The following is a 12,974-nucleotide window of genomic DNA, read 5'->3' as shown; positions in this document are numbered from 1 at the left end:
TCAGCTGTAATGCTGCAGCAAGCTAGGAACATCGATAATCAGTGCGATACGGCCATCACCGGTAATTGTTGCTCCTGCCATACCCGGTGTGCCTTGCAATCCTCGTCCGAGAGGTTTGATAACCACCTCTTCCTGACCGACGAGCTGGTCAACAACAAACCCAACCTTACTGGTGCCCATGGCAACGATCACAACATGCCCACTTTCGGGACCTGTTACGGCATTAGACCCTTTCACCAGCCAGCGCTTTATATGGAAAAGCGGGAACACCTTGTCCCGCACAACAATGCACTCACGGCCATCTACTACATTGGTACGTGTCAGATTCAAATGGAATATCTCCACCACATTCACCAGCGGCAGAGCAAAAGACTGATCACCAAGCTTGATCATCAAGGTGGGCATAATCGCCAAAGTCAGGGGCACCTTGATGATGATGCGAGAACCCTTGCCCAAGGCAGAAACAATGCTGAGCTGACCGTTGAGCTGATTTATTTTGGTTTTCACCACATCCATGCCCACACCGCGGCCGGACACATCAGAAATCTGCTCTTTCGTCGAAAACCCGGCGGCAAAAATCAGGTTGAAACACTCTGTATCCGTGAGGCGATCGGCAGCGTCCTGATCGTAAATCCCTTTCTCCACGGCTTTGCGGCGTAGCACTTCCGGGTCCATACCTGCACCATCATCATCGATAGACAGGAGGATATGATCCCCTTCCTGCTCGGCAGAGAGGGTGACGGTGCCCTGCCGGGGCTTGCCAGCCTTTTCACGCACATCTGGCGTTTCGATACCGTGGTCAACAGAATTTCGCACCAGGTGAACAAGGGGATCCGATAGGGCCTCAACAAGGTTTTTGTCGAGATCGGTGTCTTCGCCAATCATCACCAGATTCACTTCTTTCTTCATGCCCCGGGCGAGATCGCGAACAACCCGCGGAAAGCGACCGAATACTTTCTTGATCGGCTGCATGCGAGTTTGCATGACTGCAGCCTGCAGATCTGTGGTCACTACATCAAGGCTTGATACCGCCTTGTGCATGTGCTCGTCTTCACTGTCGGAGCCAAGTCTCTGGAGCCGGTTTCGCACCAGTACCAACTCGCCCACCATGTTCATGATGTCATCGAGGCGTTTGGTATCGACACGCACAGTGGTTTCTGCCACTGGAGCCGGCTCTCTTGGAGAGGCCGGTTTACTGGCTGGCGCTTTTTCAGGCACAACTTTCGCAGGCTCGGCTTTCGGCTGCGGCGACTTCGCTGGCGCTGGCCCGGAGCCACCGGTGGTTGGGCTGCCACCTTTGCCATGCAGCTCGTCGAGCAGTTTTTCAAATTCGTCGTCAGTGATCAGCTCACCATCACCGCCCTTTTCAGGGCCGGCACCACCTGTCGTCTGGGCATCATCTGCGGGTGGTTTCGCGGCAAACTTGCCTTTGCCATGCAGCTCATCAAGCAGGGCTTCAAACTCATCATCTGTAATTTCATCAGCTGAGCCGCTGCTGTTGGCTGGGGATTGGTCGGGTGCGGAGCTATCGGAGGCGCCAGTTACGGGAGCATCGCCATGCAACGCATCCAGCAATTGTTCAAACTCTTCATCGGTAATATCGCCACCATCCTGATCGCTTTCAGGGGCAGCAGGAACGTCTACAGACTGGTTGCTCACCGGCTCGCCAGCAACCTGGGGCAGTGCAAGAGCATCCAGTGCCGCAATCAGTTCGTCCGGCGCAGGCGTCAGCTCTTCCCTGTTACGCACTTGCTCGAACATGGCATTCACATGATCCAAAGCTTCCAGCACAACGTCCATCAGCTCGGAATCCACCGCGCGTTTATGGTTGCGCAGTATATCGAACACGTTCTCGGCGGAGTGGCAGCAGTTAACCAAAGCGTCAAGCTGCAAAAAGCCTGCACCACCCTTTACGGTATGGAATCCACGAAATATGGCGTTGAGCAGATCACTGTCGTCTGGATGTTGCTCAAGATCAACAAGCTGTTCCGACAGCTTCTCAAGAATCTCCCCGGCCTCTACCAGGAAGTCTTGCAGGATCTCATCATCGGCATCAAACGCCATGGGCTAACCTCTTCTGTTCAGAAACCGAGACTGGATAACAGATCGTCTACGTCATTTTGTCCCGAGACTACATCTTCGCGTTCTTCAGCCTTCATTTGCGGCCCTACGCCCTGTTCGGCGGAGACTTCCTGATTTTCAATCTGGTGTACTGTGCCGGTAAGCTGATCAACGTGGCTCGCCATAACCACCAGGCTGAGCATCTGTTCCTCAACCTCCTTCACCAAAGCCGTCACCCGCTGTATTACCTGGCCCGTCAGATCCTGAAAATCCTGCGCCAGCAGAATTTCGGAAAGACTGCTGTAAAGTGTGTCCGCATCATTGGTAACGCTAAGAAAAAAGGTATCTATACGGCCATAAAGTTCACGAAACTCAGCCGGCTGCATTTCCCGGCGCCGCAACCGCTGCCATTCTTCGCTCAATGACGAGGCTTCTTCACGGAGTGTCTGGGCGAGAGGCATGCTCTCTTCAACCAGGTCCATAGTGCGATTGGCAGCCTGACCTGTCATTTGAACAACGTACGCCAGTCTGTCGGATGCGTCTGTCATCAAAGACAGCACCTCTTTTTGTTCCTGGCTGCGCGGATCAATCTGGAAGTTGCGGATTGCCTCATGAAGCGTTCGTGTCAAACGGCCAACTTCACGATAAAGGCTCTGATCCCTGACTTCGCTTAACTCGTTAATCAGGTTCATCGCTCGGGCATAATCGCCGCCTTCCACACTTTGGGCGAGCTCTGCTGCCTGGTGCCGGAGCTTTTCGGTCACTTCTGGCTCAAGATCCCGATGGATCTTTTTTTTATCGCTCATACGACCCATCCAATTTCCGGTTACTGAATTCGTTCAAAAATCTTCTCGATTTTTTCTTTTAGAACGGCAGCAGTGAACGGTTTTACTACGTACCCATTCACGCCAGCCTGAGCCGCTGCAACAATCTGGTCGCGCTTGGCTTCGGCGGTAACCATCAAAACAGGAAGGGTTTTCAGGTTTTCATCTGCCCGCACTGCCTTCAACAGATCAAAGCCAGACATTCCCGGCATGTTCCAATCTGTCACAAGGAAGTCGTACTTACCGCTTTTCAACATAGGCAAAGCTGTATTTCCGTCGTCCGCTTCATCGGTGTTGGTGAAGCCAAGATCACGGAGCAGGTTTTTGATGATCCGTCGCATTGTGGAGAAATCATCCACAATGAGAATTTTCATATTTTTGTCCAAAGGGACCTCCAGTTATTAAGACCCGGAATTCGTTTTGACCTTTGCGCTTAAAGTGTAGCAGGCCGCTGATTTAACCATGTATTGTCTGATCTTTATCGCGCTTGTAAAGCATCGGTTACCAAATACTACACTTCATCAGAACCCTGAAGTCTCAAGCCACGCCTAGCTGTGTTCCTCAAGGCGCCACTCGGAAAGTCTTCCACGCAATCTCAACGCGGCCTGACTGTGAATCTGACTGACCCTGCTTTCGCTTACACCCAAAACAGCGCCAATCTCTTTGAGGTTCAGTTCCTCCGTGTAATACAGGCTCAGTACTAGCTTTTCCCGCTCCGGAAGCAGCTCAATCTCCGCCGCAAGGCTGCTGCGGAAAGAATCAGATGTGAGATCATCCAGCGGATTATCCCGGGCCTCTGTTTCTTCTATCGGCAGCTCACCGGATTCATTGAGCTCATCAAGACTAAAAAGCCGTCCGCTGTTAGCATCGGCCAGAGTGGCATGATATTCGGAAAGAGACATATCGAGCTCTTCCGCCACTTCAAAGTCCTGGGCTTCACGGCCCTCCCGGTCTTCTACTTCCTTGATTGCACGGGCAACCCGACGAGCGTTTCGGTGAACAGAGCGCGGCACCCAGTCGCCTTTGCGGATTTCATCCACCATAGACCCTCGGATGCGAATTCCGGCATAGGTTTCAAAGGTTGCGCCCTTGGTTGAACTATAGCGCTGGGCGGCCTCCAGCAACCCGATCATACCCGCCTGCATCAGGTCGTCGAGCTGCACCGAGGCCGGTAGCCGCGCTAAAAGATGAAGTGCGATTTTCTTTACCAGGGGGGCGTGAGTCTCTATGAGGTCCGAGGGACTTTTCACACCAGCCTGATGATAAATTCCCAGGTTTTTCGCCAATGTCATGCATCCGGTTTTATTTTTTACGGGATCCGTTTCAGACTTCGACGAGCCGCTCCACAAAAAATTCCAGGTGTCCGCGGGGTGATGAAGGCAGTGGCCAGCTTTCTACCTTGTCAGCCAGTGCCTTGATCGCAAGCGACGCTTTGGCTCGGGGGTATGCATCCAGCACTGCTTTCTGGCGCTGAACCGCTTTCTTCACAGCTTCGTCGTAAGGCACCATACCCACATATTGTAGTGCCACATCGAGAAATCGTTCGGTTACCCGGGTTATTTTTTCAAACAAATGGCGGCCTTCCTGCTCACTGCTCACCTGATTGGCGAGAATGCGGAAGCGGTTGGTACCGTAATCACGGTTCATCAGTTTAATCAGAGCGTAAGCATCTGTGATGGATGTGGGCTCATCGCACACCACCAGCAACAGTTCTTGCGAGGCCCGCAAAAAGCTCACAACAGACTCGGAAATACCGGCCGCCGTATCGATAATCAGCACATCAATTTGATCGCCCAACTCGCTGAATGCGTTAATCAGGCCAGCATGCTCCATGGGGCTGAGCTGGGTCATGCGCTGGGTTCCGGAAGATGCCGGAACGATTTTAATCCCGCCCGGACCATTTACCAGAACGTCTCTGAGGTCACACTCTCCTGCCAACACGTCCTGCAAGGTACGATTGGCGGTTACCCCGAGCAGCACATCAAGATTCCCCAGGCCAAGATCGGCATCAAGCAGCACAACGCGCCTGCCTTTTTGCGCCAGAGCGATGCCAAGATTAACTGAAATGTTACTCTTGCCGACCCCGCCCTTGCCGCCGGAAACCGCGATCACCTGTACCGGATGTGCTTTGCTCATACTGTTTATAATCTCTCGCCAGGATTAACCGGATATGGTTCATAACCGGATACAACTCAGATTTTCACAGCCTCATGCGATTTCCCGCGGGCGCTCTGTATCAGGCATTTTCTCTGCCGCCGCCTGTTGCTGAAGCATTTTCAGACGCTCGACTCCCAAGCGTACGAGCGGAACGGCTTCAGCATGATGCAGATCCCCCGGGATCTTTTGCCCATCAGTGTAGTAGGCAACCGGCAGCCCGGTTTCCATCACAAAGCCCAAAGATTCGCCCAGAGTCAGGGCTTCGTCAATCTTCGTCATCACGCAGCCTGTAAGACCTGCCATCTTATAGCAATGCCAGACGGATTTCATAATACGCGGCTGGCTGGTTGCCGAAACAACCAGGTGCGTCCGGATGCTGTGATGGCTACGGGCCAATTCTGCCAATTGTTCCTGATAGCCTCTGTCTGTACTGGTTAGCCCAGCCGTATCGATCAGCACCAGGTGCCGGTCTGAGAGCTCATCAAGAATATCATCAAGGGTGTTGCTTTCATCCACCACGCGCACCGGCACATTCAGTATACGACCAAACACGAAAAGCTGTTCATGGGCCGCAACCCGGTACCGGTCTGTCGTAACCAGTGCAATAGAATCGGCGCCGTGTTTCAACACATAACGCGCTGCCAGTTTGCCGATGGTGGTAGTCTTGCCCGAACCTGTAGGGCCAACCAGTGCATATACACCACCTTCATCAAGCCACTCCTGATTGGGAGTACGCACGCCCGCAACAAGCATTTTCAGGGACTGTTTCCAACCATCTTCCAGCTTGCCACCTTTATGGCGGCGGGAGAGCGAGCTCGCCAGATCATTACCAAGACCAAATTCCTGGAGCCGCTCTGCAAGACGCTGCTGGACCGCGTTGATGCCGGGCTTCTCCGGCTCACCACGCTGGCCACTCATCAGATCCCGCAAGGAGTTTATTTCTGCACGCATGCGGGCGAGCTCATCAGAATAATTTTCGTTACCAGCGCTTTGAGAGACTGGCTCTGCAAAATCTTCACTCGCGGCCCTGTGCAACTCTGCAAAGGATGCATCAGCGTAACCCTGCCCCCTTGCAGCTCGGCTTTCACGCACGTCGCGAATACGGGAGCGAGAGCGACTCAGCTCATCCTCCAGCCGACGATGACGCTCTGCCTGCATCTCTGCAAGGCGGGCTCCGTTAGTGGCCTCACTGGCCTCTGCGCCCAAGCTCTGGCGCGCCATATTTTCGTCGTAGTCCAACGCGGTTACGATCTCGATGCCGCCGTCTACACGGCGATTGGAAAGGATGACAGCATCTGGCCCCATCTGCTCACTGACCTGCTTCAGAGCTTCAGCCATGCTTTTGGCAAAAAAACGTTTAACTTTCATGATATTGCATCCTCCAACGGCCACGCGTTATCTGCGTTACCCGTGCTTTCATCCGCCAGCTTATTGGCCCACGGACGCCACGATCGTAATCTGTTTGTTATCGGGTATTTCCTGGTAGGAGAGCACATGCAGCCGCTCCACACCGTAACTGGCAAACTTGGCGAGCACCGGCCGCAAGGGCCCGGATACCAGCAGGATGGCCGGCTTACCCAGCATTTCCTGACGCTGCACGCTGTCTTGCAATGAGCGCTGCAGCTTCTCCACCATATTCGGCTCCAGAACCATGCCTATATCTTCCAGTCCGCCAGATTGTTGACTCTGCTGAACAGACTTAAGCAACAACTGTTCCAAATCGGGATCCAGGGTAATAACCGGTATTTCTGAATCGTTACCGCAGATACTCTGGATAATCATCCTGCGCAGAGACTGACGCGCTACCGTGGTCAGCAACTTGGGGTCCTGGCTCTTCGGATGCACGTTCACCATGGATTCGGCAATGGAGCGCATATCCCGGATGGGGACTTCTTCTTTGAGCAGGTTCTGCAGCACTTTCAGCAGAAGGCTGATAGACACAGTGGTGGGCACCAACTCCTCTGCCAGCTTGGGTGAAGCCTTCTCCAGCTGATCCAGCCACTTCTGCACCTCTTCGTGCCCCAACAGTTCGTGCGCATGCTTTTGCAGAACCTGGTTCAAATGGGTTGCAACAACTGTACTGGCATCCACCACGGTATAGCCTAGCGTCTGCGCCTGGTCTTTCTTCTCAGGCTCAATCCAGCTCGCATCCAGACCAAAGGCAGGATCCTTGCCTTCTATACCTTCGATTTTTCCGAACACCTGCCCCGGATCAATTGCCAGTTCGCGGTCAGGGTGAATTTCCGCCTCCGCGATGGTCACCCCCATCAACGTGATGCGGTACACGTTCGGCATGAGATCCAGGTTGTCGCGAATATGCACGGAGGGCATCAGGAATCCCAAGTCCTGGGACAACTTTTTACGCACGCCTTTTATACGGCTGAGCAACTGACCGCCCTGGGTTCTATCAACCAGTGGGATTAGCCGGTAGCCCACTTCCAGCCCGACAATATCTACCGTGGCTACGTCATCCCAACCCAACTCACGGGTTTCGCCCGGAGCAGGTAGCTGACGCACCGGATCACCACCCGCATCACCAGCCAGCGGCAAGTCTCGCCCACCAGAGCCTGACACAACACCCGCGCCTCCGCGGCTGGGGAACATGCCTCCTTCTTCCACTGTCTGGCGATCTTTTTTCCAGATATACCAAGCGCTTCCCGCTGCAAGCCCTCCAAGCCCCAGGAAGGCAACGTGGGGCATGCCAGGAATCAAACCAAGCAGTATCAGAATGCCGGCAGCAATCGCCAAGGCTTTTGGCGCACTGAACATCTGCTGAAGAATCTGCCCGCCCATATCCTGGCTGGAGGTAACGCGGGTAACCATGATGGCTGCGGAAGTAGAGAGGAGCAGTGAGGGAATCTGGGCAACCAGGCCATCACCAATGGTGAGCAGTGCATAGCGCTCCATGGCAAGCCCGAAATCGAGGCCGTGCTGGATCATGCCAATCGCAACACCGCCAACTATGTTGATGGCCAGAATCAGCAGACCAGCAACTGCATCACCTTTAACAAACTTGGAGGCACCGTCCATGGAGCCGTAGAAATCCGCCTCCTGGGCAATCTCTTCGCGACGGTGTTTTGCTTCATCCTGGTTAACCAGGCCTGCGTTCAGGTCGGCATCAATGGCCATCTGCTTGCCAGGCATGGCATCCAGAGTGAAGCGTGCGCTCACCTCCGACACCCGGCCGGCACCCTTGGTTACCACCAGGAAGTTGATGATCATCAGAATGGCGAACACCACGAGTCCAACCGCGTAGTTGCCACCGATCAGAACCGCCCCGAAGGATTCAATAACCTTACCTGCGGCATCGCCGCCTTCATGCCCTTCCAGCAAAACAATTCGGGTAGACGCAACGTTCAGCGCCAGGCGCAAAAGCGTTGCAACCAGCAGTACCGTTGGGAAGGACGCAAATTCCATGGGCCGAAGCGCGTATACGCACACCAGCAGAATGACAATGGAAAGCGTAATGTTGAACGTGAAGAAAACGTCCAGCAAAAAAGCCGGCACAGGCAATATCATCATGCCCAGCAAGCCCATCAACATAATGGGTACGCCTAGGTTGCCCTGCGTCAGGGATTTGACGTTACTGAGGACTAAAGCTCTGTCCATGCCCTAAACTTCTCCGATTTACTGATTCTGAAGGCGTTTTCAGGGTCGAGATTCTGACGCCAAAGTGTCTTTCACTCTGTTACCGCAAGATCCGTACCAGCCCGCACAGAATTTCATTCACGAGCTGACTTCTGGTGCCTGACTCACTCTGTAAGATGCGGTATCCTTGCGCCACAAATTGCAACACTCAACCCTTTATCCCCAGACCCAGAAAACAGGTGAGCCCATGCCAGTCCACGAGGTAAGACACCCCCTGATCAGACACAAACTCGGCCTGATGCGCCGCGCCGAGATCAGCACCAAAAACTTTCGTGAACTGGCTCAGGAAGTCGGGGCCTTGCTGACCTATGAAGCCACCAAGGATTTCAGCCTGCAGGAAAAAACCATCGACGGCTGGGCCGGCCCGGTGACTGTGGAGCAAATTCAAGGCAAAAAAATCACCATCGTCCCTATCTTGCGAGCCGGGCTCGGCATGCTGGACGGCGTTCTCAGCTTGATTCCGGTTGCCCGGGTGAGCGTGGTGGGCCAGATCCGCAACGAAGAAACTCTGGAAGCCAACACCTACTTGGAAAAACTGGTGGGCGAACTGGATCAGCGCATGGCTCTGATTGTTGATCCTATGGTGGCGACGGGTGGCTCGATGATTTCCACCATCGACGTGCTCAAGAAAGCCGGAAGCACCGAAATTCGCGCCCTGGTGCTGGTGGCGGCACCGGAGGGCATCAAGAAGGTTCTGGACAAGCACCCGGATGTATCCATTTACACTGCCTCTATAGACGACGGCCTGAACGAGAAGGGTTACATCCTGCCCGGGCTTGGCGATGCCGGTGACAAAATCTTCGGCACCAAGCAAAAGGACAGCTGATCATGCAAGACCACTCCACGGATTCAACCTGGAAGCAGGCAATTGCCGGCTCACAGATGCTCCTCGTAGCATTTGGTGCGCTGGTTCTGATGCCTCTGATCACCGGCCTCGACCCAAACGTCGCACTCTTTACGGCCGGCGTGGGCACTCTGATTTTCCATATTGTGACCGGTGGCCAGATTCCAATCTTTCTGGCCTCGTCTTTCGCGTTTATCGCGCCGGTTATTGCTTCCAAAGGCAAGTTCGGCCTTGAGGAAACTCTGGGCGGCCTGATGGCGGCGGGCATTCTCTACATTATTCTCAGTGGCGCCATAAAGCTGCGAGGAACCGGCTTTGTGACCCGCCTCCTACCCCCGGTGGTGATTGGCCCGGTGATTATGGTGATCGGTCTTGGCCTGGCGCCGGTTGCAGTGCACATGGCATCCGGTCGCACTGGCGATGGCGCCGTCCAATTGATTCCGGAGGTTACAGCCCTTTGGATTGCGATGATTTCGTTGGTTGTGACCATTGTCGCCTCGGTTTGGGCAAAGGGTATCTTCCGCCTGATTCCGATCATGTTTGGTGTGATTGTCGGGTACGTGCTGTCTGCTTTCGCAGGCATTGTTGATACCGCGCCTATCCAGCAGGCGCCCTGGTTTGCGGTTCCCAACTTTGTGGCACCCGCATTTAGCTGGGGTGCGATTTTGTTCATGATTCCCGTGGCCATTGCTCCGGCCATCGAGCACATCGGGGATATTCTGGCGATTGGCAATGTGACCCGCAAAAACTATCTGGAAAAGCCCGGCCTGCACCGCACTTTGTTAGGCGACGGCCTGGCTACCAGTGCTGCAGCTTTATTTGGCGGGCCTCCAAACACCACTTATTCGGAAGTCACCGGCGCTGTGATGCTGACCCGTAATTTCAACCCGAAGGTGATGTGGTGGGCGGCCTGCACTGCGATCGTGCTGGCCTTCGTGGGCAAATTCGGTGCGGTTCTGCAGACTATTCCGGTACCGGTAATGGGTGGCATTCTGTGCTTGCTGTTCGGCTCTATTGCCGTGGTTGGCATGAGCACGCTGATCCGCCATCAAGTTGATCTATCCCAGGCCCGGAATCTGGTTATCGTAGGCGTAACCCTGGTGTTCGGCATCGGCGGGATGGTGTTGGGCCACCTGGAAGGTATCGCCCTGTGTGCGGTAGCGGCCATCATCCTGAACCTGATTCTTCCGGGTAGCCGTGAAGCATGGGGTAAGGCGATTTACGAGCACAAAGAAGACTGACCTCAGCGTTAATTATTGTCCCACTGGTGCCTTCGGGCACTGGTGGTGGCTCTTCCTCCTTGTACCTACCCTCCTCTTTTGTAGCCTGCCGACTTTGGTGCTTGCCGCCATGCGGGGCTGCCTCCCAAAAACCGCTACGAGCCCATCCATGGGGGCTTGACGGTGGCCGTCCATGGCCACCGACAGTCCTGGAAAGGCCACCCACCACCACTCCCCCACCAAAGCTAGCAGGCTAGGAGCCCAAGCCGGCCGGCTAAATATCCCGCCGCAAATCGGAAGGAATCGGCAAGTCAGGCATCCCAGGCTTGGGCCCTCGCCCCTTGCGGAACTGCCGGAGCTGGAACACATAAGCCAGAACCTGAGCTATGGCCATGTAGAGGCCATCGGGGATTTCGTCGCCTATGTCGCTGTTGTGGTAAACCGCACGAGTAAGCGGGGGCGTGCGGAGGATTTCGACTTTGTGCTCGCGGGCGATTTCCATGATTTTGAAGGCCGTTTGGTCATTGCCCTTGGCGACCACCATTGGCGCACCCATGGAGTCCGGATCGTATTTCAACGCTACTGCATAGTGAGTCGGGTTGGTGATGACCACGTCGGCCGTCGGCACATCCTGCATCATGCGGCGCTGGGCCATTTCTCGCTGGAGTTGGCGAATTTTGCCTTTAACCTCGGGCTTGCCTTCAGAATCCTTATATTCGTCTTTGATTTCCTGCTTGGTCATTCGCAGCTTTTTCTGGTGATCGAAAATCTGGAATGGCACGTCGATCATGGCAATGATGATGGTGGCGCATGAGAGCAGGAAAAAACTCCAACCCAAGGTCCAGAGCACGTGCTCCATGGCGGGCACTGCCGGCTCATTGGCGATGGAGAGTAAATCTTCCGTGCGAACATTCAGAATGAGCACAGCCAAGGCCATTACCAGGCCCACTTTAGCGATAGCTTTAACCAACTCGATAAGGGAGCGGGCAGAGAACATGCGTCCCAAACCCTTGATGGGATCCATGCGATTCAGTTTAGGGGCTATCGCTTTACCGCTGAATAACAAACCACCAATGCCGATGGATCCGGCTATAGCGGCAATCAGAAGAATTACAAGAATCGGGGAAAGCGCCCATGCAGCTTCTTTAGCCGAGGCCATCAGCTGAAGGCTCATGTGCCGGGTGTCAAATACTGCAGAGCGCTCCAGCGTGAAAGCATCACGCATGATGGCCTCCAACGCAGCTCCCAAGTGGGCGCCAAACATCAACAGACCACCGGCACCGGCGATCAGAACAGCCATGGTGGCCAGCTCTTTGGATCGGGCAGTCTGGCCATCCTCCCTGGCTTTCTCAAGCCTTCGGGGGGTGGCCTCTTCGGTTTTTTCCTGACTGTTGTCGTTTTCTTCAGCCATACTAGAACTCTTGGCGTATCAGTTAGGGTTGCCCTTGCAGGCCCCGCATGAACTCAAAGGTTTGCTCAGTGTAGTTCTGAAAGTGCGGCAGAAAGTTGGCATGCAGCACCCATATGGCAAACAATCCAAAAATCAGGCCAATCGGAAAGCCAAGTGCGAAGATGTTCATTTGCGGCGCAGCCCGGGTCATTACGCCGAAGGAAATGCTGACAATAAGAACGGCCGTTACCGCCGGCAACGCCAGCAGCATGGCAGAGGCAAACATCCAGCTTATGCGGTGCGCCAACTCCCAAACACCTACCTGGCCCAGGCCCTCCATGCCGATGGGCATGATTCGGAAACTTTCTATAAACACCTCAAACGCCACCAGGTGACCGTTCATGGCCAGGAACAGCAGAGTAATGGTAATGGTGTAGATTTGGGCGAGTACAGGTACGTTTACGCCGTTGGCCGGGTCGACCATGGAGGCGAAGCCCAGGCCCATTTGCATGGCGATCATCTGGCCGGCAACAACAAACAGCTGCCAGAGTGCAGTTAGCGCAAACCCCATGCCTACACCGATCAGAATTTGCTGGAGCGTAATAACAACGGCATCCGCACTCAGTGCTTCAACCTTTGGTACTTCCGGAATCATCGGCACGATCAGAATAGTCATTAACAACGCAAGCCCCAAGCGCACGCGGGCGGGAACCAGCTGGGTACCGAAAATGGGGATGACCATCAGAAAGCTGGCCAATCGGAACAATGGCCAAAGATGTTGCCCAACCCACTGGCCGAGCATGTCTGCACTGAGTTCCATGGGGGTCATG

General features: G+C 54.6%; 11 protein-coding genes. 2 read left to right on the top strand and 9 right to left on the bottom strand.

Going from position 1 to position 12,974, the window contains the following annotated elements:
* The 7 genes from FFI61_RS02975 to flhA all read right to left on the bottom strand — a co-directional run bounded on the left by FFI61_RS02975 (position 1) and on the right by flhA (position 8,651).
* Entirely contained in the window at positions 1-2,064 is a 2,064-nt protein-coding gene (locus FFI61_RS02975; protein WP_200369204.1) for a chemotaxis protein CheA, read from the bottom strand.
* A 17-nt stretch (positions 2,065-2,081) separates the two neighbouring features.
* Positions 2,082-2,867 (bottom strand): protein phosphatase CheZ, encoded by a 786-nt coding sequence (locus tag FFI61_RS02970; protein WP_200201147.1) that lies wholly within the window; start codon positions 2,865-2,867, stop codon positions 2,082-2,084.
* Between the two features lie 20 nt (positions 2,868-2,887).
* The gene (cheY, locus tag FFI61_RS02965) at positions 2,888-3,271 is read right to left on the bottom strand and encodes a chemotaxis response regulator CheY (RefSeq protein ID WP_008173086.1); all 384 of its coding nucleotides are present in this window, start codon (positions 3,269-3,271) and stop codon (positions 2,888-2,890) included.
* A 162-nt stretch (positions 3,272-3,433) separates the two neighbouring features.
* Positions 3,434-4,177 carry an RNA polymerase sigma factor FliA gene (locus FFI61_RS02960; protein WP_200201148.1) on the bottom strand — a complete coding sequence of 248 codons (744 nt, stop codon included), beginning with the start codon at positions 4,175-4,177 and terminating at the stop codon, positions 3,434-3,436.
* A gap of 31 nt (positions 4,178-4,208) precedes the next feature.
* Complete coding sequence (locus tag FFI61_RS02955) at positions 4,209-5,021, bottom strand: MinD/ParA family protein (RefSeq protein WP_200201149.1); 813 nt, start codon at positions 5,019-5,021, stop codon at positions 4,209-4,211.
* Between the two features lie 72 nt (positions 5,022-5,093).
* Positions 5,094-6,410 (bottom strand): flagellar biosynthesis protein FlhF, encoded by a 1,317-nt coding sequence (gene flhF, locus FFI61_RS02950; protein WP_200369203.1) that lies wholly within the window; start codon positions 6,408-6,410, stop codon positions 5,094-5,096.
* Positions 6,411-6,470: 60 nt separating this feature from the next.
* On the bottom strand, positions 6,471-8,651 hold the full coding sequence (gene flhA, locus FFI61_RS02945) for a flagellar biosynthesis protein FlhA (protein WP_200369202.1): 2,181 nt from the start codon (positions 8,649-8,651) through the stop codon (positions 6,471-6,473).
* A 226-nt stretch (positions 8,652-8,877) separates the two neighbouring features.
* On the opposite strand from flhA, the gene upp reads away from it, so the two are divergent.
* Together upp and FFI61_RS02935 are read left to right on the top strand one after the other, a co-directional pair.
* Complete coding sequence (upp, locus tag FFI61_RS02940; protein WP_200369201.1) at positions 8,878-9,516, top strand: uracil phosphoribosyltransferase; 639 nt, start codon at positions 8,878-8,880, stop codon at positions 9,514-9,516.
* A 2-nt stretch (positions 9,517-9,518) separates the two neighbouring features.
* Entirely contained in the window at positions 9,519-10,775 is a 1,257-nt protein-coding gene (locus FFI61_RS02935; RefSeq protein WP_200369200.1) for a uracil-xanthine permease family protein, read from the top strand.
* A 253-nt stretch (positions 10,776-11,028) separates the two neighbouring features.
* On the opposite strand, the gene flhB is transcribed toward FFI61_RS02935, so the two are convergent.
* Positions 11,029-12,165 carry a flagellar biosynthesis protein FlhB gene (gene flhB, locus FFI61_RS02930; protein WP_200201154.1) on the bottom strand — a complete coding sequence of 379 codons (1,137 nt, stop codon included), beginning with the start codon at positions 12,163-12,165 and terminating at the stop codon, positions 11,029-11,031.
* 22 nt (positions 12,166-12,187) lie between these two features.
* Positions 12,188-12,973: a flagellar biosynthetic protein FliR gene (gene fliR / locus FFI61_RS02925; protein WP_200201155.1), complete on the bottom strand. Its 786-nt coding sequence runs from the start codon at positions 12,971-12,973 to the stop codon at positions 12,188-12,190.
* Between the last annotated feature and the right edge of the window lies 1 nt (position 12,974).

The sequence above is a fragment of the Marinobacter sp. DY40_1A1 genome (assembly GCF_016597815.1).
Classification (GTDB): domain Bacteria; phylum Pseudomonadota; class Gammaproteobacteria; order Pseudomonadales; family Oleiphilaceae; genus Marinobacter; species Marinobacter xiaoshiensis.
The sequence above is the reverse complement of the archived record's forward strand: the minus strand, read 5'-3'. Positions and strand labels throughout refer to the sequence as shown.

Excerpts from the sequence above, each read along its gene's own strand:
- FFI61_RS02970 (WP_200201147.1), bottom strand. The coding sequence starts at position 2,867 with ATGAGCGATAAAAAAAAGATCCATCGGGATCTTGAGCCAGAAGTGACC.
- flhB (WP_200201154.1), bottom strand. The coding sequence starts at position 12,165 with ATGGCTGAAGAAAACGACAACAGTCAGGAAAAAACCGAAGAGGCCACC.
- upp (WP_200369201.1), top strand. The coding sequence starts at position 8,878 with ATGCCAGTCCACGAGGTAAGACACCCCCTGATCAGACACAAACTCGGC.
- FFI61_RS02935 (WP_200369200.1), top strand. The coding sequence starts at position 9,519 with ATGCAAGACCACTCCACGGATTCAACCTGGAAGCAGGCAATTGCCGGC.
- FFI61_RS02975 (WP_200369204.1), bottom strand. The coding sequence starts at position 2,064 with ATGGCGTTTGATGCCGATGATGAGATCCTGCAAGACTTCCTGGTAGAG.
- FFI61_RS02955 (WP_200201149.1), bottom strand. The coding sequence starts at position 5,021 with ATGAGCAAAGCACATCCGGTACAGGTGATCGCGGTTTCCGGCGGCAAG.
- flhA (WP_200369202.1), bottom strand. The coding sequence starts at position 8,651 with ATGGACAGAGCTTTAGTCCTCAGTAACGTCAAATCCCTGACGCAGGGC.
- FFI61_RS02960 (WP_200201148.1), bottom strand. The coding sequence starts at position 4,177 with ATGACATTGGCGAAAAACCTGGGAATTTATCATCAGGCTGGTGTGAAA.
- fliR (WP_200201155.1), bottom strand. The coding sequence starts at position 12,973 with ATGACCCCCATGGAACTCAGTGCAGACATGCTCGGCCAGTGGGTTGGG.
- flhF (WP_200369203.1), bottom strand. The coding sequence starts at position 6,410 with ATGAAAGTTAAACGTTTTTTTGCCAAAAGCATGGCTGAAGCTCTGAAG.